The following is a 22,467-nucleotide window of genomic DNA, read 5'->3' as shown; positions in this document are numbered from 1 at the left end:
CGGATGAGGCAGGATGGGAAGTGGAAAGGGCGGCCTCTCATTGCCGGCCACCACGTGCACTGAGGAAGAGGACCCCATGAGCATCGACCCGTCGTCCATCCCGTCGTTCGGCGCGCCCCAGGGCGGCGGCCAGCCCGGCGACCAGGGGCGGCCGGCCGGCCCGCCGCCGATCATCGTCCCGGACCAGGGCCTGGTGACCCAGCTGCTGGACCAGATGCAGCTCAAGCACGTCGTGGACGAGGAGGGCGACCTCACCGCCCCCTGGGAGGGCTTCCGCGTCTACTACATGTTCCGCGGCGAGCAGAAGGAACTCTTCGCGGTGCGCGCCTTCTACGACCGCGCGTACCCGCTGGAGAAGAAGGGCGAGATCCTCGACCTCATCGACGAGTGGAACCGCGAGACCCTCTGGCCCAAGGTCTACACCCACACCCACGAGGACGGCGTGGTCCGCCTGATCGGCGAGGCCCAGATGATCGTCGGCACCGGCGTCAACCTGGACTACTTCGTCACCACCACCGCCAACTGGACCCAGGCCGCCGTCGGCTTCGAGCAGTGGATCGTCGAGCGCCTCGGCCTGCAGAACGAGATCGAGGGCGAGGACGGCGAGACCCCCGAGGGCACCAACGAGGCGTGACCCTGCCCGCCCCGCGAGCGCACGGCCCGACCACTTGGCCCCAGGTGGTCGGGCCGTCCTTGTCCCCGGCCCCCGGCTGACCCAGGATGGGGCCGACGACGACGTGTGAGGAGCCACCGATGGGCAACAGGCCGCTGCTGAACCGCCGACTGGCCGGTATGGGGACGACCATCTTCGCCGAGATGTCGGCCCTGGCCACGGCCACCGGCTCGATCAACCTCGGCCAGGGCTTCCCCGACACCGACGGCCCGGCTTCGGTGGCCCGGGCCGCTGCCGACGCCGTGCTGAACGGCCGCGGCAACCAGTACCCGCCCGGCCCCGGCATCCCGGAGCTGCGGGCCGCGATCGCCGAGCACCAGCAGCGCTTCCACGGCCTGTCGTACGACCCGGACACCGAGGTGCTGGTCACCGCCGGTGCCACCGAGGCCATCGCCGCCACCCTGCTCGCCCTGCTGGAGCCCGGTGACGAGGTGATCGCCCTCGAACCCTTCTACGACTCCTACGCCGCCTGCATCGCCATGGCCGGCGCCACCCGCCGCCCGCTCACCCTGCGCGCCCCGGACTTCCGCCCCGACCTGGACGAACTGCGCACCCTGATCACCCCGCGCACCCGCCTGCTGCTGATCAACACCCCGCACAACCCGACCGGCACCGTGCTCACCGCCGACGAGCTGGCCGCCATCGCCGCCCTCGCCGTCGAACACGACCTGCTGGTCGTCACCGACGAGGTCTACGAGCACCTCGTCTTCGGCGCCACCCACCACCCGATCGCCGCCCTGCCCGGCATGCGCGAGCGCACCGTCTCCATCTCCTCCGCCGGCAAGACCTTCTCCTTCACCGGCTGGAAGGTCGGCTGGGTCACCGCGAACCCGGCCCTGGTCACGGCCGTCCGCACGGCCAAGCAGTACCTCACCTACGTCAGCGCCGGCCCCTTCCAGTACGCCGTCGCCGAGGCGCTGCGGTTGCCCGACAGCTACTTCGACGGCTTCCGCGCCGATCTGCTCCGCAAGCGCGACCTGCTGGCCGACGGGCTCACCGCGGCCGGCTTCCGGGTGTTCACCCCCGAGGGCACGTACTTCATCACCACCGACATCACCCCGCTCGGCGAGAAGGACGGCATCGAGTTCTGCCGCGCCCTGCCGGAGCGCTGCGGCGTCGTCGCCATCCCGAACGCCGTCTTCTACGACAACACCGAGGCCGGCCGCAGCCTGGTTCGATTCACCTTCTGCAAGCAGGACTCCGTGCTGGAGGAAGCGGTGTCACGGCTCCAGCGCCTCTGAGCCGTCGCCCGGCCGCCGCCCGAGGCCGGACAGGTGGGCGTTCAGGATCGCCCGGGCCTCGGGTGCGGTGAGGCGGCCGACGAGGACGTGCGTGGTGAGCCCGTCGGCAAGGGCCAGCAGCGTCTTCGCCTCCCGGGCGGCGTCCGGCCCGGCCGCCGGCGAGGCCTCGGCGATCAGCCGGGCGAACAGGCCCTCCAGGGCGGCGTAGTCGGCGTTCAGCGGGCCCGCCAGCCGCTCGTCGACGGCGGCCTGTGCGACGAAGGCCAGCCAGACCCGCGCCTGGGAGCGCTGTCCGTCGCCGAGCAGCGCCACCTCGGCGGCCGCGTGTGCCAGGGCGGCGGCGGGCGAGGGCGCCGGGTCGTCGGCGGGGTACGCCTGGACCCGGGCGGTGATCTGCTCGCCGACGTGGCCGAGGGCGAAGCGGAGCATCTCGTCCTTGGTGCGGAAGCAGCGCTGGACGGCGCCGGTCGACACCTGCGCGCGGTCGGCCACGTCGCGCAGGGTCACCCCTTCCAGGCCGCGTTCGTCGGCGAGCCGGCAGACGGCCTCGGCGATCCGTCGGCGTCGGCCGTCGTGGTCCACCTGTCTGGGCACGGGCTCCCCCTCCGATTTATTCGATGCACTCGTATCGGTTCCCAGGCTACGGTACCGATACGAGCGCATCGGAACGAGGAGGGGAGTACGTCATGCAGGACGCCCTGTGGCGACTGACGGCCACCGCGCAGGCGGCGGCGGTACGCGGCAAGGAGGTCTCGGCCGTCGAACTGCTCGACAGCCACCTGGAGCGGATCAGCGCGGTGAACCCGCAGGTGAACGCCGTCACCCAGGTCCTGGCGGAGCGCGCCCGGGCACAGGCCCAGGAGCTCGACCGGCGCCTGGCCGCGGGCGAGGACCCCGGCCCGCTGGCGGGCGTGCCGTTCACCGTGAAGGAGACCACCGCCATCGAGGGCGTGGCCACCACCTTCGGGGTGCCGCGCTTCCGTGACCTGGTGGCGCGGGCCGACGCTCCCCCGGTCGCCCGGCTGCGCGCGGCCGGGGCCGTACCGATCGGGCACAGCAACATGCCCACCATGATCCTGGCCGGGATGCACACCCGCAGCGAGCTCTACGGCGACACCGCCAACCCGTGGGACCGCGGCCGCACCCCGGGCGGGAGCAGCGGCGGCGACGGCGCGGCCGTCGCGACCGGCCTGGCCGCGCTCGGGCTCGGCAACGACTCCGGCGCGTCCATCCGCGTCCCGGCCTCGTTCTGCGGGGTCGCCGGGCTGAACCCGTCCAGCGGCCGCTTCCCCGCCGACCACCGCGCGTTCGGGCCGCAGGACCCGGGGCCGGCCTCCCAGTGGCTGGTCTCCGACGGCCCGCTCGCCCGGAGCGTCGCCGACCTGCGGCTGGCCTACGAGGTGCTGGCCGGCCCCGATCCGCGCGACCCTCGCGCCCTGCCCGTGCCGCGCTACGGCGAGCCGCTGCCCGGGCCGGTGAAGGTCGCGGTGGTGGCCGATCCGGGCGGCCACGGCGTCCACCCGACGGTCCGGGCCGCGATCGACCGCGCGGCGGCGGCGCTGCGGGACGCGGGATACGACGTGCGCGAGGTGGCGGACGTCCCGCGGCTCGACGAGGCCCTGGAGGTGTGCGACCGGATCACCATGACCGAGTTCGCGCCCAAGTGGCCCGCCGTACGCCCCCTGCTCGGCCCGGGCGGCGACCGCTACATCGAGCTGACGATGGCCCGCACCCCGCCCGCGACGGCCGCCGAGCTCATGGAGCTGATGGGGAGCTGGCTGGGCATCCGCCGCTCCTGGGCCGAATTCCTGGACGAGTACCCGCTGCTGCTCGGACCGGTGTTCACCGAACCGCCGGTCGAGCCGGGCATCGAATCCCGGGACGCGGCCGGGTGGGAGCTGGTCCGCACGGCGATGCGGCTGTGCAAGGTGACCAGCTTCGCGGGGCTGCCCGCGGTGGCGGTGCCCACCGGCCTGGCCGACGGACTGCCGACCGGGGTGCAGCTCGTCGGACGGGCGTTCCGGGAGGACCTCTGCCTGGAGGCGGCCCAGGCGGTCGAGGACCGGCTCGGGGTCCTCGCGCCGATCGACCCCCGGCCGTGAATCGACCCCCGGCCGTGAGGGGAGCAATGATGGCCCGGCGAGCGGGCTGGACTTCCTCAACTCGCCTGACAGTCATGCCTGGTTGACACCTGGTTGACGATTGAATGATGCCTGTGAGGCAATTCCCTCAACCTCGGCGGAACGCTCCGACCGCCCTGCCCGCCCGGTGCGTGCAGGGCGGTGGCGCACGAGGCGCGTGCCCGGCGCACTACCAGCGTGCACGGCGCACGACCCGGCCATAGGGGCGCGCGCTGTGCAGAGTCGCACACCGGGTCGATCAGAGCCGGGAAGCAGGTGTGCTCGAAACGGTGAATGCTTGACAAAGTTGGGTAAATCACCGGCGGACCCGGCGTATTCATGCTTCTCTGCTGCTGAATCTCCAGCCGGAATCCCTCCTTCCACGGTCGGCCGCGCCCAGGGCCGCACAGCCACGAACAGCCTCGCCATCGCCTAGGCCTACTCGGTGCTGCTCGGCGGGCGCGCACGGAGCTGAAACGCGGAGCCGAGCATGCTCACCACACTGCAGACCTCCTACACGGACACCCGCGCCGGTGACCTGGCCTGGTGCCTGGGCGGCGACCCGCTGCCCGCTCTCGCGGTCCGCGACCTGAGACTCGACGGAGGCGGCCACCCCGCCACGACCGGCACCCTCCAGCTGCGACTGCTGGGCGCTTCGCACCAGGTGGTGATCGCCGCCGGCCCTGGCGAGTGCCTGGAGACCGTCGCCTGCCTGCCCGGCCGCCGCACCCCGCTGCCGGCCCGGGTGGCCAAGCAGGTCGGCGGCTGGGAGTACGAGTTCGCGGCCCGGATCGAGGCGCTGCCCCCGCACGACTTCGCGGCCCGCGCCCAGGAACTGCTGGCCCTGGTCGAGGGCCACCCGCGCGGCCTGGCCGGGGTGTTCCCGGGCGACCCGAGCGCCTTCACCGCGCTGGTCACCCAGGGCGGCGCCGACCGGCTGCTCTGGCGGACCTGGCACGCCTACCCGCAGGAGGGCCGGCTGGTCTGCACCCGCTCCTCGCTGGTGGTGTCCGGGGCATGACCGCCGGCCGCCCGACCAGGGTCACGGATCCCTCCATGGCCTATGAATCGCACGCAGGAACGATTCGTCAATCCGGCGTCCCGCACTGTCCGTCGAATGGGCGCAGCTATCCGTCCCGAACGTCCCCTAGCGTTTGTTCGTGATCAACCATCCGGCCGGTCCACCCGCCCGCTCGCGAGTGGACCTCGACGACGGCGCCCCACCCCGGCCCGGGCGGAGCCTCGCCCCCCTGCCCGCCCGCCGTCGGTCCCGGCTGCGCTCCCACCCCCGACTGGCCCGCCTCACCGTCCTGCTCGCCGCGTTCGTCTGTGCGGCCTGCGGACTCGTCTACGAACTCGAACTCGTGGCGCTCGGCGACTACCTGCTCGGGGACGCGGTCACCCAAACCTCCGTCGTGCTCTCCGTCATGGTGTTCGCGATGGGCCTCGGCTCGCTCCTCGCCAAACGCCTCACCCGGCAGCCCGCCACCGCCTTCGCCCTGGTCGAATGCGCCCTCGCGCTCACCGGCGGCCTCTCCGTCCTCGCGCTCTACTCCTGCTGGGCCTGGATCGGCCGCTACCAGGCCGCCATGGTCGGCCTCACCTGCCTCATCGGCATCCTCATCGGCGCCGAGATCCCGCTCCTGATGACCCTCATCCAGCGGATCCGGCGCGAGGACGCCGGCCGCGCCGCCGCCGACCTCTTCGCCGCCGACTACGTGGGCGCGCTGATCGGCGGCCTCGCCTTCCCCTTCCTCATCCTCCCCGGCCTCGGGCCCGGCGACGGCGCCCTCGTCACCGGCGCCGTCAACGCCGTCGCCGGAGCCGCCGTCGTGCTCTGGCTCTTCCGCGAGGAACCCGCCCCCCGGATACGGCTCCTGCTCTGGGGCGGCTGCGCGCTCGTCCTCGCCCTGCTCGCCGCGGCCGCCGCCGGCTCCGGCGCCATCGAACGCGCCGCCCGGCACGCCCTCTACGGCGCCCAGGTCCGCTTCGCCGCCCGCAGCCACTCCCAGGAGATCGTGCTCACCGGCCCCGCCGAAGGCCCGCTCCGGCTCTACCTGAACGGCCGTCTCACCGTCTGCGGACCCGACGAGTACCGCGGCAACGAGGCCCTGGTCCACCCGGCGATGGCCGCCGGCCCGGACGCCCGCGTCCTGCTCCTCGGCGGCGGCGACGGCCTCGCCCTGCGCGAGGTGCTCCGGCACCGCGGCGTCCGCTCCGTCCGGCTCGTCGACGCCGACCCCGAGCTCCCCCGACTCGCCCGCACCGACCCCGGGCTCGCCGCCCTCACCGACCACTCCCTCGACGACCCCCGCGTCCACGCCACCGCCGCCGACCCGATGGCCTGGCTGCGCGGCGCCACGACCGGCGGACCGTACGACGTGGTGCTCGCCGACCTGCCCGCGCCCGCCGACGGCGGACCGGTCACCTTCCACTCCCAGGAGTTCTACGGCCTCGCCACCCGGCTGCTCTCCCCCGGCGGCCGCGTCGCCGTCCGGGCCGGCGGCGACCCGGGCGGCCTCTGGCCGATCGAGTCCGGCCTGCGGACGGCAGGGCTGCAGACCGTCCCGTACGCCGTCCAGGGCAGCGCCACCGCGAGCTGCCGCCCCGACCCGCCGGGCGCCGCCCAGACCTTCCTCCTCGCGGCCGCCGCCCGGCCCCCGCTCACCCTCGCCCCCGACGCCCCACCGCCCCGCGCCCTCACCCCCGACGCCCTCCGCGGCTCCGCCACCCGCCTCGCCGCCCTCCGCCCCGCCCACCCCCCGGCCGCCCTCACCCTGCTCGGCCCCCGCTGAGCCGGGGGCGCGGGGCGGGACACCGGTGGTCCCGGGGAAGTCGGGTGGCGGTGGGTAGGGACCGGGCGGGGTCGGGTCGGTAGGCTCCCTGACATGGAGCATGAGGTTGTCGTCCCGATGCCCGCCGAGTTGGTGCGGCAGGCCTTGCAGGATCCGGCTCTGCTGGCCCGTAGCGTGCCGGGGCTGAGCACCGAACCGGCCGCGGTCGGCGCAGGGCCGGCGGAGGAGATCGGCGGCCGGCTGAAGCTGCGGATCGGCGGCTCCACCATCACGTACAAGGGCGTGCTGTCCCTGATCGAGGGACGCGAGGGCGTGCTGACCGTGCTCGCCGAGGGCCAGGAGGCCCGCGGCAGCGGCGAGGCGACCGCCACCGTCCGGGTCAGCGTCGCGGACGGCGCCGAGGACGGCACCGCGGTGGTCCGCTTCACCGGCGACCTGAGCGCCACCGGCCGGCTCACCGAGTTCGACGAGGAGACCCTCGACGCCGCCGGGCGCCGCCTGCTGGACCGGTTCGCCACCGCGCTCGCCTCCCCGGACGCCGAGCCCGAGCCGGAGAGCGAGAACGACGGCGAGAGCGACCCGGAGACCGGCGGCGAGGCCGGCAGCGAGGCCGGGGCCGGGACCGACGCCAGCGTGGTGTTCATCGAGGAGCACCAGGACCAGCCCGGCGACGACCTCGACGACGACCTGTCCGACCTGATCGCCTTCTCCGACGCCGACGCCGAGCGCTTCGGCCTGCCCACCGGCGGCGGCGACGAGGACGGGCCCGAGGAGGGCGTCGCCGAGGAGCTCCCCGCCGAGCCGCTCTTCGAGTACGAGGAGGAGCCGGCGGGCGGCGGCCCGGTGCGCCGCAGCATCGTCGGCCGCTCGGCCGAGGAGGTGGACCACGCGCCGCCGCGCGGGCGGTACGCCCCGGCGCTGCCGGCCCGCAGTGCCCGGGCCCGGGCGGCGTCCCGGTGGGGCGGCGAGGCCGGCGGGATCGTGGTGCCGGGTTCGGGCGGCCGCAGCGCGGTGCCGTGGGTGATCGGCGGCGGGGTCGCGCTGCTGGGTGGCGCCGTGGTGCTGGTCAGGGCCTTGCGTCGGCGCTGACCCGCGGGAGAGGGCCTAGACTGGACGCTCATGAGCAACGACCGCGACGCCCTGCTGGCACAGATCAAGGACAAGGCCGTCGTACACGGCAAGGTCACCCTTTCCTCCGGCAAGGAGGCCGACTACTACGTCGACCTGCGCCGGATCACGCTGGACGGCCAGGCCGCCCCGCTGGTCGGTCGGGTGATGCTGGACGCGACCTCGCACCTGGAGTACGACGCCGTCGGCGGTCTGACCCTGGGCGCCGACCCGGTGGCCGCCGCGATGCTGCACGCCGCCGCCGCGCGCGGGCGTGAGCTGGACGCCTTCGTGGTCCGCAAGGCGGGCAAGGCGCACGGCCTGCAGCGCCGGATCGAGGGCCCGGAGGTCAAGGGCCGCCGGGTGCTGGCGGTCGAGGACACCTCCACCACCGGTGGCTCGGTGCTGACCGCCGTCGAGGCGCTGCGCGAGGCGGGTGCCGAGGTGGTCGGCGTCGCGGTGATCGTGGAGCGCGGCGGCGCGGCCGCGGTCGAGGCGCAGGGCCTGCCGTACGTGACCGCCTACGACCTGGACGACCTGGGCCTCTGAGCCCGGCCGGACCTGACAGCACGAAGGGGCCGGGTCCTGTTTCACGTGAAACGTGAGACGGGACCCGGCCCCTTCGCGTGTACTGCGCGAAGCCCCGGTGCTCAGCCGCGCCGGTGGCGGCCGCCGCTCTGCACGGCGTCGGCCTCGGTGCTCTCCACGGCGCCGCCGGCCTTCCGCTTCTTGCGCTCGCGCAGGACCTCGATCAGGATCGGCGAGATCGAGAGCAGGACGATCAGCAGCACCGCCGGGATCAGGTACTTGTCGATCACCGGGGCGAGCGCGTCGCCGAAGAAGTAGCCGATCAGCAGCATGGACTCGGTCCAGAGCACGCCGCCGACGACGTTCCACAGGAAGAACGTCCGGGCGGGCATCTCCAGGGTGCCCGCGACCGGGTTGAGGAAGGTCCGGACGATCGGCATGAAGCGGGCCAGCACCACGGCCTTGCCGGGCCCGAACTTGTTGAAGTACTCCTCCGCCTTCATCACGTACTCGCGGCGGAAGATCTTCGACTCGGGCTTGTCGAACATCTTCGGCCCGACCTTGACCCCGATCAGGTGCCCGAGCTGGGCCCCCGCGACCGCGGCCACCGGGGCGCCGACGAGCAGGACGGCGATCGGCAGCTTGGCGCCGTCGCCGAGCACCGACGAGGCGGCGTTCGACGCCGCGACGCCGGCGATGATCAGCAGTGAGTCACCCGGGAAGAAGAAGCCGACCAGCAGGCCGGTCTCCGCGAAGATGATCGCGATCAGCCCGATGGCGCCGACGGACGAGATCAGTGATTTGGCGTCGAGAAGGTTGACGGCCAGCTGGTTGTAGTCCACGGCCGCAGGATAGCTGGCCGTTCTGTCCGGAGGCTTCGCCCGGCAGGTGTATCCGGTGTCCGCCGAACGTCGTAGGAGCGGGCCGTCCGCGTCGTCGGCGGCGACAGTCCGACTGGCGGGCTCCTGCTGACCTGCGGGCACGAGTCTGGGAGGATGGCACGGGCGTCCGGTCCGCAGCGGCACACCACCCTCATTGCCGTACCGCGGAGGTCGCTCGAACCTTGGTGCCGGAGAGCCACACCGCAGCGCCGCGCGTCGGCGGCCGGCACGGAGTCGTACCGAAGGCGTACACAGCGTCGGACAGCACCGTCCGTACGCCGCAACCCGACAGGAGCGGATCGCATGCCCATCGCAACTCCCGAGGTCTACAACGAGATGCTGGACCGGGCCAAGGCGGGCAAGTTCGCCTACCCGGCCATCAACGTCACCTCGTCGCAGACCCTGCACGCCGCACTGCGTGGTTTCGCCGAGGCCGAGAGCGACGGCATCATCCAGATCTCGACCGGTGGCGCGGAGTTCCTGGGCGGCCAGCACAACAAGGACATGGTGACCGGCGCCGTGGCGCTGGCCGAGTTCGCGCACATCGTCGCCGCCAAGTACGACATCACCGTCGCGCTGCACACCGACCACTGCCCGAAGGACAAGCTGGACGGCTACGTCCGCCCGCTGCTGGCGGTCTCCGCCGAGCGCGTGGCCAAGGGCCAGAACCCGCTGTTCCAGTCGCACATGTGGGACGGCTCGGCCGAGACCCTCGCCGACAACCTGGCGATCGCCCAGGAGCTGCTGGCCCAGGCCGCCGCCGCCAAGATCATCCTTGAGGTCGAGATCACCCCGACCGGCGGCGAGGAGGACGGCGTCACGCACGAGATCAACGACGAGCTGTACACCACCGTCAACGACGCCGTGCGCACCGCCGAGGCGCTGGGCCTGGGCGAGAAGGGCCGCTACCTGCTGGCCGCCTCGTTCGGCAACGTGCACGGCGTCTACAAGCCGGGCAACGTCGTGCTGAAGCCGGAGCTGCTGCGCGAGCTGCAGGACGCGATCGGCAAGCAGTACGGCAAGACCGACCCGTTCGACTTCGTCTTCCACGGCGGTTCGGGCTCGACCGCGGCGGAGATCGCCACCGCGCTGGAGAACGGCGTCGTGAAGATGAACCTGGACACCGACACCCAGTACGCCTTCACCCGCCCGGTCGTGGACCACATGTTCCGCAACTACGACGGCGTGCTGAAGGTCGACGGCGAGGTCGGCAAGAAGAACACCTACGACCCGCGCACCTGGGGCAAGCTCGCCGAGGCGGGCATGGCCGCCCGCGTGCTGGAGGCCGCGCAGCAGCTGCGCTCGGCCGGCAACCGCCTGAAGTGAGCCCGGCGGCCGGGCTGAGCCCGGCCACCGTGTGAACGCGGATGCGCCCCCCGGTGGACTTCACCGGGGGGCGCACCTGTGTGTGGGTCTGCTGCCTCAGCAGCCGTGCGGGTCTACTGCTTCAGCTCCGCGTACGCCTCCGCGCTGCTGTCCTTCAGGAACTGCCAGCAGCGGGCCTCCTCCTCGGTGTCCTTGATCGCGCCGGCCGCCCGGGCGAGCCCGGCCAGGCAGCGCAGGAAGCCGCGGTTGCCGCGGTGCTCCCACGGCACGGGGCCGTGGCCCTTCCAGCCGTTGCGGCGCAGCGCGTCCAGGCCGCGGTGGTAGCCGGTGCGGGCGTAGGCGTAGGACTCGACGTAGCGGCCGGCCGCGTAGGCGTCGTCGGCGAGCATCGCCCAGGCGAGGCAGAAGGTCGGGAAGTCGGCGGCCACCTGGGTGGGTGAAGCCGATTCCTCCGCCAGCATGCGGTAGGGCTGCTCGTCCTCCGGGAGAAGGGTCGGGTCGGGGCCGTCGAGAAGATTCCGGTGAATCGCCATGCAGGCAGTCTGCCACCCGAGACGCCAGGGTCAACCGCCGTCCCGGGATCGGCGGCGGCCGCCGGGCGCCTGCATACCCGGTATGTGGACATTCACCCGTTCGCCATGTCAGGGTGTCGATCATGCCCGCAGCCAGATCCGCCGCCAGGAGCAGCAGTGCCCGCGGCCGCCGACGCCGCCGGCCGCCGCGCCGGATCGGGCCCGGCATGCTCGCGGCGCTGGTCACGGCGGTGGCGGTGCTGGGCGGTACGGCGGTCGTGCTGACCCGCTCCTCGGACGCGCCCGACGGCGGGCCGACCGCCCAGGCGCGGATCGCCCCGCCGACCGAGCAGGCCCCCTCGCCCGCCGCCCCGACGCCGGCCCCGACGCCGAGCGACACCCCGAGCGAGCCCCCCGCCCCGCCCTCGCCGCCCGCCCCCACCACGCCCGACCCCGGCCCCGCCAAGGGCTCGGGCACCTTCAGCATCGCCGCCGCCACCGCCCAGCCGGTCGGACGCGGCACCGTGCGCCGCTACCGGGTGGAGGTCGAGGACGGCATAGGCATCGACGCCGCCTCCGCCGCCGCCCAGATCCACGGCTTCCTCGGCGACAAGCGCGGCTGGACCAACGACCGCAAGAACGGCTTCCAGCTGGTCGCCGGCGGCGGGTACGACTTCACCGTGAAGATCGCCTCGCCGGCCACCGTGGACCGGATCTGCGGCGCCTCCGGCCTGGACACCCACGGCGAGGTGAACTGCAACGTCGGCAACCAGGTGCTCGTCAACTCCAAGCGCTGGAACACCGGTTCACCGCAGTTCAGCGGCCCGCTCGACGAGTACCGGGCGCTGATCATCAACCACGAGGTCGGCCACCGGATAGGCCACGGGCACGAGACCTGCCCCGGCCCGGGCAAGCCGGCGCCCGCGATGATGCAGCAGATCTACGGGCTCAAGGGCTGCGAGCCGAACGCCTGGCCGTACGCGGAGAACGGCACCTACCTCAGCGGGCCGTCGGTGCCGTAGGACGCCCCTGAAGCGCGGCTACCCGAGCACCGGCAGGTACTCCCGCAGGTCGCTGCGCTCACCGGAGGCGGAGACCGCCGCCGCGTCCACCGCGGCCGCCCAGTCGGCCCGGCCGGTGGCCAGCCGGATCCAGGTCAGCGGGTCGGTCTCGACCACGTTCGGCGGGGTGCCCCGGGTGTGCCGGGGGCCCTCGACGGCCTGCACGACGGCGTACGGCGGGATCCGCAGCTCGACCGCGCCGCCCGGTGTGCGGTCGGCGAAGGCGTCGGCCAGCAGCCGGGTGACGGCGGCGACGGCCTGGCGGTCGTGCGGGAAGCCGTCGAGGCCGAGCGCGGCGGCCAGGTCGTCGGCGTGCACGACGGTCTCCACCAGCCTGGTCACCAGCATGTCGGCGAGTGTCATCGAGCCGAGCCGGATCTCGAACCGCCGTACCGGGTCGGCGGCTTCGGGCCGGTCCAGCAGGCCGGTCAGCGCGTCCGCCGCCCGGGTGAAGGCCTGCGCCACCGAGGCCGCGTCCCCGCCGAAGTCGCCCGCGGCCCTCGCCCGGGCCTGCTCGTCGAGCAGCGGCGCGACCGTGCCGACCGCGGACACCCACCCCGGCAGGTCCAACGGCGCCCGCCCCTCCAGCGGATCGTCGAGGTGCTCGGGGACGAAGTCGAGCTGGACGGCGAGGTGCGCGATCAGCTCGCGGACCGTCCACTCCCCCAGCCTGGTCGGCCGGGCCAACCACTGCTCGGCGTCCGGGCGTTCACAGAGCTGCCGGACGGCGTCGCGCAGCGCGCCGGTCTGCGCCGCGAGCGCGGTGCGCACCTTCTGCGGCTGGTAGGTACGGGGCTTGGGGGGCATGGCCCCCAACATACGCCGGGGTGCGGACAGCCCCGCCTACACCGGGGTCCGGACGGCCCCGCACACGCCGAAGGGCGGACGGCCCCGTCGGACCGTCCGCCCCTCGAACCGTGCGGGTCAGGCGAGCAGAGCCTCGATGACGCCAGTGTGGGCGTCCTTCAGCTCGGCCAGCGAGACGGTGAACTGGCCCTGGACGTCCAGGGATTCGCCGTCCACGACACCGATGCGGGTGGCCGGCAGGCCGCGCGCGGTGCACATGTCGTTGAACCGGAGCTCCTCGCTGCGCGGCACCGCCACGACGGCGCGGCCGGCCGACTCGGAGAACAGGAACACGAACGGGTCCGCGCCCTCGGGCACGATGATCCGCGCGCCGTGGCCGCCCTTGAGGCAGCTCTCCACGAGCGCCTGGCCGAGGCCGCCGTCGGAGAGGTCGTGCGCGGCGTCGATCATGCCGTCGCGCGAGGCGGCGATCAGGATGTCGCCGAGCAGCCGCTCGCGCTCCAGGTCGACCTTGGGCGGCAGACCGCCGAGGTGGTCGTGGACCACCTGCGACCAGGCCGAGCCGCCGAGCTCGTCCGCGGTGTCGCCGAGCAGGTAGAGCAGCTGCCCCTCCTCGGCGAAGGCGGCCGGGGTGCGCCGGGTGACGTCGTCGATGACGCCGAGCACCGCGACCACCGGGGTCGGGTGGATGGCGACCTCGCCGGTCTGGTTGTACAGCGAGACGTTGCCGCCGGTGACCGGGGTGCCGAGCACCAGGCAGGCGTCGGCCAGGCCGCGGGTGGCCTCGGCGAACTGCCACATCACGTCCGGGTCCTCGGGGGAGCCGAAGTTGAGGCAGTCGGAGATCGCGAGCGGCTTGGCGCCGCCGGCCGCGACGTTGCGGTAGGCCTCGGCGAGGGCCAGCTGGGCGCCGGTGTACGGGTCCAGCTTGGTGTAGCGGCCGTTGCCGTCGGTGGCGACCGAGACGCCGAGGTTGGTCTCCTCGTCGATCCGGATCATGCCCGAGTCCTCGCCGACCGAGAGCACGGTGTTGCCGAGCACGTAGCGGTCGTACTGGTCGGTGATCCAGGACTTGGAGGCCTGGTTCGGGGAGCCGGCGACCTTCAGCAGGTCGGCCTTGAGGCCCTCGCCGGTGGTCGGGCGGGCCAGCCGCTCGCCGGTGGGGGCGTCGGCCTGCAGCGCGTCCTGCCAGCTCGGGCGGGCGTACGGACGCTGGTAGGTCGGGCCCTCGTGGGCGACGGTGCGCGGCGGCACGTCGACGACGAGTTCGCCGTGCCAGAAGATCTCCAGGCGCTCGCCGTCGGTCACCTCACCGATGACGGTGGCGATGACGTCCCACTTCTCGCAGATCTCCAGGAAGCGGTCGACCTTGCCGGGCTCGACGATGGCGCACATGCGCTCCTGCGACTCGCTCATGAGGATCTCCTCGGGCGAGAGCGTGTTGTCGCGCAGCGGCACGGTGTCCAGCTCGACCCGCATGCCGCCGGAGCCGGCGCTCGCCAGCTCCGAGGTCGCGCAGGACAGGCCGGCGCCGCCCAGGTCCTGGATGCCCTTGACGAGCTTCTCCCGGAAGATCTCCAGGGTGCACTCGATCAGGAGCTTCTCCTGGAACGGGTCGCCGACCTGGACGGCCGGGCGCTTGGTCGGCTTGCTGTCGTCGAAGGTCTCGGAGGCGAGCACGGAGACGCCGCCGATGCCGTCGCCGCCGGTGCGGGCTCCGTACAGGATGACCTTGTTGCCGGCGCCGGAGGCCTGCGCGAGGTGGATGTCCTCGTGCTTCATGACGCCCACGCACAGCGCGTTGACCAGCGGGTTGCCCTGGTAGCAGGAGTCGAAGACGACCTCGCCGCCGATGTTCGGCAGGCCCAGGCAGTTGCCGTAGCCGCCGATGCCCGCGACGATCCCGGGCAGCACGCGCCGGGTGTCCGGGTGGTCGGCCGCACCGAACCGCAGCGGGTCCATCACGGCGACCGGGCGGGCGCCCATCGCGAGGATGTCGCGCACGATGCCGCCGATGCCGGTGGCCGCGCCCTGGTAGGGCTCGATGTACGACGGGTGGTTGTGCGACTCGACCTTGAAGGTCACGGCGTAGCCCTGGCCGACGTCGACCACACCGGCGTTCTCGCCGATGCCGACGAGCATCGCGTCCGAGTCGGGCTTCTTGTCGCCGAACTGCTTCAGGTGGACCTTGCTGCTCTTGTACGAACAGTGCTCCGACCACATGACCGAGTACATCGCGAGTTCGGCGCCGGTCGGGCGGCGGCCGAGAATCTCGCGGATGCGCGTGTACTCGTCCTCCTTGAGGCCGAGTTCGGCCCAGGGCTGGGCGACGTCCGGGGTCTGCTCGGCGTTCTTGACGGTGTCGAGGCTCATCAGGCGTTCACCAGCTGCTTCAGGACGGAAGTGAAGAAGCCCAGGCCCTCGACGGTCGGACCGGTGAGCGGCTCCACGGCGTGCTCCGGGTGCGGCATCAGGCCGACGACATTGCCGGCGGCGTTGGTGATGCCGGCGATGTCGCGGTACGAACCGTTCGGGTTACCGTATCCGTCAGCGGCATCGCCGCGGGCCACGTAACGGGCCACCACCCGGCCCTCCGCCTCCAGTTGGTCCAGGACGCGCTCCTCGGCGACGAACCGGCCCTCGCCGTTCTTCAGCGGAACGACGATTTCCTGGCCCGCCGAGTAATCCCGGGTCCAGGCGGTACCGGTGTTCTCGATGCGCAGCTTCTGGTCGCGGCAGACGAAGTGCAGCGAGTCGTTGCGGGTGAGCGCGCCGGGCAGCAGGTGCGATTCGCAGAGCACCTGGAAGCCGTTGCAGATACCGAGGACCGGCATTCCCAGCTTCGCCTGCTCGATGACGGTGTCCATCACGGGCGAGAAGCGGGAGATCGCGCCGCAGCGCAGATAGTCGCCGTAACTGAATCCGCCCGGCAGGACGACGGCGTCGACCTGGTGGAGATCCTTGTCACGGTGCCAGAGCGCGACCGGCTCGGCGCCGGCCAGGCGGACCGCGCGCTGGGCGTCACGGTCGTCGAGGGAGCCGGGGAAAGTGACGACGCCAACGCGGGTGGTCACTTCGCCGCCTCCTCGACGCGGACGGTGAAGTCCTCGATCACGGTGTTGGCGAGAAAGGTCTCGGCGGCTTCGCGGATACGGGCGAGCGCGGCGTCGTCGACCGGGCCCTCCACTTCCAGCTCGAAACGCTTGCCCTGGCGGACGTCGGCGATCCCGGTGAATCCGAGACGGGGCAGTGCACGCTGCACCGCCTGGCCCTGGGGGTCGAGGATCTCCGGCTTGAGCATGACGTCGACTACGACGCGTGCCACTGGCACTCCCGGTGGTGTCTTCGGTGAGGCGGGGGAACTCCAGACTACCGGGGGTTTCGGGCGGGATTGCTGGCCGGGGCAGGCGACGCGCGTAGACCCGAGACCCTTACGCGGCAAGGGATCCACGCCCGTGAACCCCCGGCCGGGCCGCGCGGTTTCCACGGATTCGGCCCCCGGAACGAGAACACCCGAAGAACACCCGAATACGGCACTCCGGGACAGATCGACCCGTCCCGCACTCCGGTATCCGGCACTCCGGCGAAGACACGTGAATATCCGGAAAAGAATGCCGGACTCTTCGATTTCGACCCCCTTCGGGTGCAGAATAGGGCCACCTGTCGCGGCAAGTGCTGCGTATCCGGCGGGCCACCAGGCCTGCCCGTATGCGCTTGCGCGAGTGGTGCACATCAGGCCCCCGGACGCACCCCGCGGACCGGCGGCCGAATTGCCCGAGAGGATTGACACCCATGGCTCAGCGTGTAGTTGTCACGCTCTCCGACGACCTGGACGGCGGCGCCGCGGCGGAAACCGTCCACTTCGGCGTCGACGGGAAGTCGTACGAGATCGACCTGTCCGTGGACAACGCGGAAAAGCTGCGGGAGGCCCTCGCTCCGTTCGTCGCGGCCGGCCGCCGCCAGAGCCGCACCGGAAAGTCCTTCCGCCGCACCGCGCTCACCCCGGACCCGGCCGCGGTGCGCGCCTGGGCCCTGTCGCGCGGCATGGAGCTGCCGGCCCGCGGACGCATCCCCAAGCACGTGTACGAGCAGTTCGCCGAGGCGAACTGACCGCCCCGGGCACCCCGGTCGCCCCGCCTGCCTGGACCGAAAGGGTGGGGCGACCACCCCGAACGATGCTGTAGAGTAATCCTCGTCGCCGCAACGGAGAGATCCGAAGAGGCGGCGGGTGCCCCACCAGGCACCGTGCGGACGTGGCTCAGTTGGTAGAGCATCACCTTGCCAAGGTGAGGGTCGCGAGTTCGAATCTCGTCGTCCGCTCGCAGTGCGCGAGCACAGCACAACTCCATAGTTAGACCTGCGGACGTGGCTCAGTTGGTAGAGCATCACCTTGCCAAGGTGAGGGTCGCGAGTTCGAATCTCGTCGTCCGCTCCAGAACGAAAGGCCCCCTCGATCGAGGGGGCCTTTCGGCATTCCCGCTCCACCGCGATCCCGGCCCATGACATTTGTCATCGCCGACCCGTGGATCTCCACCGCCGGCTCATGACGGCGCGCACTGCCCGCCCGGCCGTGGAGGCGGAAGGCTTGAGCCATGGAAACGAGCCAGCCCCTGCGCCCCGGCGACAGCGTGATCGAGGTCACCGACCTGCACCGCCACTACGGCACCGGCACCACCGGCTACCACGCCGTCCGAGGCATCGACCTGACCGTCGGCCGCGGTGAGCTGTTCGCCCTGCTCGGCACCAACGGGGCGGGCAAGACCTCCGCCATGGAGCTCATCGAGGGCCTGGCCGCCCCGTCCGGCGGCACCGTCCGGGTGCTCGGCCACGACCCCCACCGGGAGCGCGCCGCCGTCCGCCCGCGGATCGGCATCATGCTCCAGGAGGGCGGCTTCCCCGGCGACCTCACCATCGCCGAGACCGGCCGCAGCTGGGCCGGCATGACCAGCGGCGCCCGCCCGGTCGACGAGGCCCTGGAGCTGGTCGGCCTCGGCCACCGCCGCGACGTCCGCGTCAAGCAGCTGTCCGGCGGCGAGCGGCGCCGGCTCGACCTCGCGATGGCCCTGCTCGGCCGCCCCGAGGTGCTCTTCCTGGACGAGCCCAGCACCGGCCTCGACCCCGAGGCGCGCGCCGCCGTCTGGCGGCTGGTCCGCGAACTGCGCGCCCAGGGCACCACCGTGCTGCTCACCACGCACTACCTGGAGGAGGCCGAGGAGCTCGCCGACCGGCTGGCCATCATGCACGGCGGCCGGGTCGTCACCACCGGCACCGTCGCCGAGGTGATCGCCGGCCGGCCCTCCCGGATCAGCTTCGACCTCCCCGAGTTCACCGGGACCGCTCTGCCGGTCCTCGCCGGGGCCGAGATCGCCGTCGACGGCCGCAAGGTCACCGTGCAGACCGGCGGCCTCCAGCACACCCTCTTCGAACTGCTCGGCTGGGCCCAGCAGCACGGGATCGCGCTCGGCTCCCTGGACGCCCGCAGCGCCTCGCTGGAGGAGGCCTTCCTCGCCATCGCCTCCGAGGCCGCCCACCAGGCACCGCCCCAGTCGCCCGCCGCCCCCACCGCCCGCACCGCCCGCCGCCGCCTGATCGGATCCGCCCGATGACCACCGCCACCGCCGCCAAGACCGCCGCCGGCCCGCAGAGCACCACCGCCCGCCGGCTGCTCTCCCTCGGCCGCGCCGAGGCCACCCTGCTGCTGCGCAACCGGGCCGCCCTGTTCACCGCGCTGCTGCTGCCGCTGCTGCTGATCGCCGGCCGGCGCAACATGCTCAAGCAGCAGGCCGAGTCCCACCCCGGACTGGACGTCGACACGCTGCTGATCACCGGCACCATCGGCGGCGTCCTCGCCTTCGTCGTCTACTACAACCTGACCGCCGCGTACGTCGCCCGCCGCAACGAGCTGGTGCTCAAGCGGCTGCGCACCGGCGAGGCCCGGGACATCGAGATCCTGGCCGGCACCGCGGTGCCCTCGGTGAGCCTCGCCCTGATGATGTGCGCCGTGGTCGGCATCGGCGCCGCCGCCCTCCTCAAGCTCAGCACGCCGGTGAACCCGCTGCTGCTGGCCGTCGGGCTGGTCCTGAGCATCGCCGTCTTCATCGCACTGGCCGCCATCTCCAGCGCCTTCACCAAGACCGTCGAGACCGCCGGCATCACCACCCTCCCGGTGCTGCTGGTCTCCCAGTTCGGCTCCGGCCTGCTCATCCCGCTGGAGATCATGCCCCCCGGGCTGGCCGACTTCTGCCGCCTGCTGCCCACCACCCCGGCCTTCCAGCTGATCCGGATCGGCTGGACCGGCAGCGACGGCTCGGCCGCCGCCACCGGCTTCGCCGGCACCTGGTCCACCGCCGCCCCGCACCTGGTGACCGGCGCCGTCTGGCTCGGCCTGGCGGTCTGGGGCGCGGTGCGCTACTTCCGCTGGGAGTCGCGCCGCTGACGCCCCGGCGGGCACCCTCTCTGGAAGTGCGAAGGTCAGACCCCCGTTCCGCCTCTGATATGAAGGTAGCGACACGATCTTGATCGATACGGGGAGCGATTCGATGGCCGTCCAGGGGCCGGTTCGCAGATGGAAGGGCTTCGGCAAGCCCCAACGCGCCGAGCTGTACTTCCGCTGGTCGCTCTACATGGTGGCCTGGTGCATCGTTCCGGTGAACCTGGTGCTCAGCGCCTCCTCCGTCGCGAACCTCGACCGGTCGGTCGGCGCCGTCCGGGTCACCCTGGTCGTCTCGCTCGCCTCCACCCTGCTCTGCCTCCGGGCGTTCCGCACCTCGCTCGACCACTACCTGCACCGCCCCACCGAGCACCTGCGCTGGCTGATCGTCAACAGCGCGCTCTCGGTCGCCGGTTCCTGGGCCGTCCTGCTGCTGGGCCCGTCCGCCGCCGAACCCGGGCAGCCCGGAGGGACGCCGTTCACCGCGGCGATCGCCATCGCCATGCTGTGCGCCGCCATCGGTCCGATCAGCGTGGGCCTGCCCCTGCGCCAGGTCTTCGCCGCCGGACTCGGCCTGATCCTGCTGACCGCCCCGGCGATGCTGCTGACCGGGGTGAGCCCCGCCACCACGGCCGGACTGGCGGTCGGGGCGGCGATCAGCCTGACCGCCCTCGTCGGCACCTGCCGCAGCTTCGCCTGGGTGACCGCGATCATCTGGGAACTGGAGACCGCCCGCGAGGCCCAGTCCCGGCTGGCCGTCGCCGAGGAGCGGCTGCGGTTCTCCCGCGACCTGCACGACGTGATGGGCCGCAACCTCACCACCATCGCGCTCAAGAGCGAACTCGCCGTCCAGTTCGCCCGCCGCGGACGCCCGGAGGCCGCCGACCAGATGGCCGAGGTGCAGCGGATCGCCCAGGAGTCGCAGCGCGAGGTCCGGGACGTCATCCGCGGCTACCGCACCGCCGACCTGCACGCCGAGGCGATCGGCGCCCGCGCGGTGCTCCGCAGCGCCGACGTCGCCTGCGAGATCGACCTCGGCGAGAACGCCGACCAACTGCCGCCGCCGATCCAGTCGGTGCTCGGCTGGGTGATCCGCGAGGCCACCACCAACGTGCTGCGGCACAGCGAGGCCGCCCACTGCCTGATCCGGCTGGACCTCCAGGACGGCCGCGCCGTCCTGGAGCTGGAGAATGACGGGGTGCCCGCCGTCCCGCTCCCCTCGCTGGGCGGCGGCACCGGACTGCGCGGCCTGCGCGAACGGCTGGCCGCCCACGACGGCGAACTGACCATCCCCGAGACCGCCCAGGGCACCTTCCGGATGCTCGCCGCCGTACCGCTCTGACCCGCACCCACCGACGGAGGACCGCCCGATGACCGACCCCGCACCCGTGCGCGTCCTGCTCGCCGACGACGAGCACCTGATCCGGGGCGCGCTGGCCGCGCTGCTCTCCCTGGAGGAGGACATCACCGTGGTCGCCGAGGCCGGCTCCGGCCCGGAGGCGCTGGCGATGGCGCAGGCCCACCGCCCGGACGTCGCGGTGCTGGACCTCCAGATGCCCGGCAAGGACGGCATCGAGGTGGCCACCGAACTGCGCCGGCTGCTGCCGGACTGCCGCTGCATGATCGTCACCGGCCACGGCCGCCCCGGCTACCTCAAGCGGGCGCTGGAGGTCGGGGTGCGCGGCTTCCTGCCGAAGACCGTCTCGGCGGCCGACCTGGCCGGCATCATCCGGACCGTCCGGGCCGGCGGCCGGTACGTGGACCCGGAGCTGGCCGCGGACGCGATCAGCGCGGGCGAGACCCCGCTCACCCCGCGCGAGACGGACGTCCTGGAACTGGCCGCCGACGGCACGTCGATCACCGAGATCGCCGAACGGGCGGCACTGTCCCCCGGCACCGTCCGCAACTACCTGTCCTCGGCGGCCGGGAAGCTGGGCGCCGAGAACCGGCACGCGGCGGTGCGGATCGCCCGCGAGCACGGCTGGATCTAGGTCGCCCTAGGTCCGGGCACGGCTCGCGGGCGGCCGGGCGTCAGGCCCAGGCGGTGCCGGTCAGCCGCTCGTACACCTCGATGTACTTGGCGCGGGTCTGCTCGACCAGCTCGGCCGGCAGCTCCGGCGGCGGCTGCTCGCTGTAGCGGTCCCAGCCGGAGGCCGGGGAGACCAGCCAGTCGCGGATCAGCTGCTTGTCGAAGGACGGCTGCGAGCGGCCGGGCTGCCACTCGTCGGCCGGCCAGTACCGGGAGGAGTCCGGGGTGAGCACCTCGTCGCCGATCAGCAGCTCACCGTCCAGCAGGCCGAACTCGAACTTGGTGTCGGCCAGGATGATGCCGCGGTCGCGGGCGATGTCCCGGGCCCGGCCGTAGACGTCCAGGGTGGTGCGGCGCAGCTGGGCGGCCAGGTCGGCGCCGATCCGGCGGGCGGTCTCCTCGTAGGAGACGTTCTCGTCGTGCTCGCCGACCTCGGCCTTGAGCGCCGGGGTGTAGATCGGGGCGGGCAGCTCGGAGCTGTTCTCCAGGCCCTCCGGCAGGGCGATGCCGCAGACCGTGCGGTTCTCCTGGTACTCGGCCAGGCCGGAGCCCGCCAGGTAGCCGCGGGCGACCGCCTCGACCGGGACCATGTCCAGGCTGCGGCAGATCAGCGTGCGGCCCTTCCAGTCGGCGGGGGCGCCGGACGGGACCTCGGTGGAGATCACGTGGTTGGGGACGATGTCGGCGATCCGCTCGAACCACCACAGGGACAGCTGGGTGAGGACGCGACCCTTGTCGGGGATCTCGTTCGGCAGCACCCAGTCGTGGGCGGACATCCGGTCGCTGGCGACCATGACCAGCTCGCCCGACTCGGTCCGGTAGAGGTCGCGCACCTTGCCGGTGTGCAGGTGGACCAGGCCGGGCACCTGGACCGGCTCGGGCTTGGTGACAAATCCGCTCAAGGTGTCTCAGTCCTCAGGGGTCGTTCGCGGGCGTGGGGCGCGCGAAAGGGGAGGT

The 22,467-nt window shown here is 72.8% G+C and carries 22 protein-coding genes and 2 tRNA genes; 16 read left to right on the top strand and 8 right to left on the bottom strand.

Annotated features, from left to right (window positions below; translation table 11 throughout):
- Positions 1 to 76: 76 nt before the first annotated feature.
- On the top strand, positions 77 to 634 hold the full coding sequence (locus tag AB0R04_RS05255; protein WP_063348532.1) for a YbjN domain-containing protein: 558 nt from the start codon (positions 77 to 79) through the stop codon (positions 632 to 634).
- Between the two features lie 119 nt (positions 635 to 753).
- Positions 754 to 1,914, top strand: a complete 1,161-nt coding sequence (locus AB0R04_RS05250; RefSeq protein ID WP_363368324.1) for a pyridoxal phosphate-dependent aminotransferase — start codon at positions 754 to 756, stop codon at positions 1,912 to 1,914.
- On the opposite strand, the gene AB0R04_RS05245 is transcribed toward AB0R04_RS05250, so the two are convergent.
- A complete protein-coding gene (locus tag AB0R04_RS05245) occupies positions 1,894 to 2,508 on the bottom strand; it encodes a TetR family transcriptional regulator C-terminal domain-containing protein (protein WP_063348530.1) in 615 nt (204 codons plus the stop codon). The genes AB0R04_RS05250 and AB0R04_RS05245 overlap by 21 nt on opposite strands.
- 92 nt (positions 2,509 to 2,600) lie before the next feature.
- On the opposite strand from AB0R04_RS05245, the gene AB0R04_RS05240 reads away from it, so the two are divergent.
- The 5 genes from AB0R04_RS05240 to pyrE all read left to right on the top strand — a co-directional run bounded on the left by AB0R04_RS05240 (position 2,601) and on the right by pyrE (position 8,485).
- Positions 2,601 to 4,016 (top strand): amidase, encoded by a 1,416-nt coding sequence (locus tag AB0R04_RS05240; protein WP_363368322.1) that lies wholly within the window; start codon positions 2,601 to 2,603, stop codon positions 4,014 to 4,016.
- A 508-nt stretch (positions 4,017 to 4,524) separates the two neighbouring features.
- Positions 4,525 to 5,055, top strand: a complete 531-nt coding sequence (locus AB0R04_RS05235; RefSeq protein ID WP_363368320.1) for a DUF2617 family protein — start codon at positions 4,525 to 4,527, stop codon at positions 5,053 to 5,055.
- 253 nt (positions 5,056 to 5,308) lie between these two features.
- Positions 5,309 to 6,829 (top strand): polyamine aminopropyltransferase, encoded by a 1,521-nt coding sequence (locus AB0R04_RS05230; protein WP_363368390.1) that lies wholly within the window; start codon positions 5,309 to 5,311, stop codon positions 6,827 to 6,829.
- Positions 6,830 to 6,922: 93 nt separating this feature from the next.
- Positions 6,923 to 7,918 (top strand): SRPBCC family protein, encoded by a 996-nt coding sequence (locus AB0R04_RS05225; RefSeq protein ID WP_363368318.1) that lies wholly within the window; start codon positions 6,923 to 6,925, stop codon positions 7,916 to 7,918.
- A 30-nt stretch (positions 7,919 to 7,948) separates the two neighbouring features.
- Complete coding sequence (gene pyrE / locus AB0R04_RS05220) at positions 7,949 to 8,485, top strand: orotate phosphoribosyltransferase (protein ID WP_063348526.1); 537 nt, start codon at positions 7,949 to 7,951, stop codon at positions 8,483 to 8,485.
- 101 nt (positions 8,486 to 8,586) lie between these two features.
- Here the strand turns inward: pyrE and AB0R04_RS05215 are convergent, their stop codons facing one another.
- Positions 8,587 to 9,306, bottom strand: a complete 720-nt coding sequence (locus tag AB0R04_RS05215; RefSeq protein ID WP_079135742.1) for a VTT domain-containing protein — start codon at positions 9,304 to 9,306, stop codon at positions 8,587 to 8,589.
- 342 nt (positions 9,307 to 9,648) lie between these two features.
- Here AB0R04_RS05215 and fbaA point away from each other — a divergent pair, with 342 nt between their 5' ends.
- On the top strand, positions 9,649 to 10,671 hold the full coding sequence (gene fbaA / locus AB0R04_RS05210; RefSeq protein WP_063348525.1) for a class II fructose-bisphosphate aldolase: 1,023 nt from the start codon (positions 9,649 to 9,651) through the stop codon (positions 10,669 to 10,671).
- Positions 10,672 to 10,784: 113 nt separating this feature from the next.
- Here the strand turns inward: fbaA and AB0R04_RS05205 are convergent, their stop codons facing one another.
- On the bottom strand, positions 10,785 to 11,204 hold the full coding sequence (locus AB0R04_RS05205) for a DUF3151 domain-containing protein (protein WP_063348524.1): 420 nt from the start codon (positions 11,202 to 11,204) through the stop codon (positions 10,785 to 10,787).
- A gap of 122 nt (positions 11,205 to 11,326) precedes the next feature.
- Between AB0R04_RS05205 and AB0R04_RS05200 the strand changes: the two genes are divergently transcribed.
- Positions 11,327 to 12,205, top strand: coding sequence for a DUF3152 domain-containing protein (locus AB0R04_RS05200; RefSeq protein WP_363368315.1), 879 nt, complete (start codon positions 11,327 to 11,329; stop codon positions 12,203 to 12,205).
- Between the two features lie 18 nt (positions 12,206 to 12,223).
- Here the strand turns inward: AB0R04_RS05200 and AB0R04_RS05195 are convergent, their stop codons facing one another.
- From AB0R04_RS05195 to purS, 4 genes are all read right to left on the bottom strand, one after another.
- Positions 12,224 to 13,051: a sterol carrier family protein gene (locus AB0R04_RS05195; protein ID WP_363368313.1), complete on the bottom strand. Its 828-nt coding sequence runs from the start codon at positions 13,049 to 13,051 to the stop codon at positions 12,224 to 12,226.
- 117 nt (positions 13,052 to 13,168) lie between these two features.
- A complete protein-coding gene (gene purL, locus AB0R04_RS05190; RefSeq protein ID WP_063348521.1) occupies positions 13,169 to 15,424 on the bottom strand; it encodes a phosphoribosylformylglycinamidine synthase subunit PurL in 2,256 nt (751 codons plus the stop codon).
- Positions 15,424 to 16,125, bottom strand: a complete 702-nt coding sequence (gene purQ / locus AB0R04_RS05185) for a phosphoribosylformylglycinamidine synthase subunit PurQ (RefSeq protein ID WP_350876623.1) — start codon at positions 16,123 to 16,125, stop codon at positions 15,424 to 15,426. The genes purL and purQ overlap by 1 nt, the downstream gene beginning before the upstream one ends.
- Positions 16,122 to 16,376, bottom strand: coding sequence for a phosphoribosylformylglycinamidine synthase subunit PurS (gene purS, locus AB0R04_RS05180; protein ID WP_045692676.1), 255 nt, complete (start codon positions 16,374 to 16,376; stop codon positions 16,122 to 16,124). The genes purQ and purS overlap by 4 nt, the downstream gene beginning before the upstream one ends.
- Positions 16,377 to 16,843: 467 nt before the next feature.
- Between purS and AB0R04_RS05175 the strand changes: the two genes are divergently transcribed.
- The 7 genes from AB0R04_RS05175 (at position 16,844) to AB0R04_RS05145 (ending at position 21,472) form a co-directional block, all read left to right on the top strand.
- Entirely contained in the window at positions 16,844 to 17,161 is a 318-nt protein-coding gene (locus AB0R04_RS05175) for an Lsr2 family protein (RefSeq protein ID WP_063348519.1), read from the top strand.
- Positions 17,162 to 17,298: 137 nt separating this feature from the next.
- Positions 17,299 to 17,371: transfer RNA gene (locus tag AB0R04_RS05170), tRNA-Gly, on the top strand.
- 39 nt (positions 17,372 to 17,410) lie between these two features.
- Positions 17,411 to 17,486, top strand: a tRNA-Gly gene (locus AB0R04_RS05165).
- A 157-nt stretch (positions 17,487 to 17,643) separates the two neighbouring features.
- Positions 17,644 to 18,657, top strand: a complete 1,014-nt coding sequence (locus AB0R04_RS05160) for an ABC transporter ATP-binding protein (protein WP_363368310.1) — start codon at positions 17,644 to 17,646, stop codon at positions 18,655 to 18,657.
- Entirely contained in the window at positions 18,654 to 19,487 is an 834-nt protein-coding gene (locus tag AB0R04_RS05155) for an ABC transporter permease (RefSeq protein ID WP_363368308.1), read from the top strand. Before AB0R04_RS05160 ends, AB0R04_RS05155 begins: the two co-directional genes overlap by 4 nt.
- Positions 19,488 to 19,590: 103 nt before the next feature.
- The gene (locus tag AB0R04_RS05150) at positions 19,591 to 20,823 is read left to right on the top strand and encodes a histidine kinase (RefSeq protein ID WP_363368306.1); all 1,233 of its coding nucleotides are present in this window, start codon (positions 19,591 to 19,593) and stop codon (positions 20,821 to 20,823) included.
- A 28-nt stretch (positions 20,824 to 20,851) separates the two neighbouring features.
- Positions 20,852 to 21,472 carry a response regulator transcription factor gene (locus tag AB0R04_RS05145; protein WP_350876631.1) on the top strand — a complete coding sequence of 207 codons (621 nt, stop codon included), beginning with the start codon at positions 20,852 to 20,854 and terminating at the stop codon, positions 21,470 to 21,472.
- A 40-nt stretch (positions 21,473 to 21,512) separates the two neighbouring features.
- Here AB0R04_RS05145 and AB0R04_RS05140 read toward each other — a convergent pair whose 3' ends face one another.
- Positions 21,513 to 22,412 carry a phosphoribosylaminoimidazolesuccinocarboxamide synthase gene (locus tag AB0R04_RS05140; RefSeq protein WP_063348514.1) on the bottom strand — a complete coding sequence of 300 codons (900 nt, stop codon included), beginning with the start codon at positions 22,410 to 22,412 and terminating at the stop codon, positions 21,513 to 21,515.
- Positions 22,413 to 22,467 lie beyond the last annotated feature (55 nt).

Source organism: Kitasatospora sp. NPDC056731 (assembly GCF_040687675.1).
Lineage (GTDB): Bacteria > Actinomycetota > Actinomycetes > Streptomycetales > Streptomycetaceae > Kitasatospora.
Note: the sequence above shows the minus strand (reverse complement) of the source record. Positions and strands in the feature narration are given on the sequence as shown.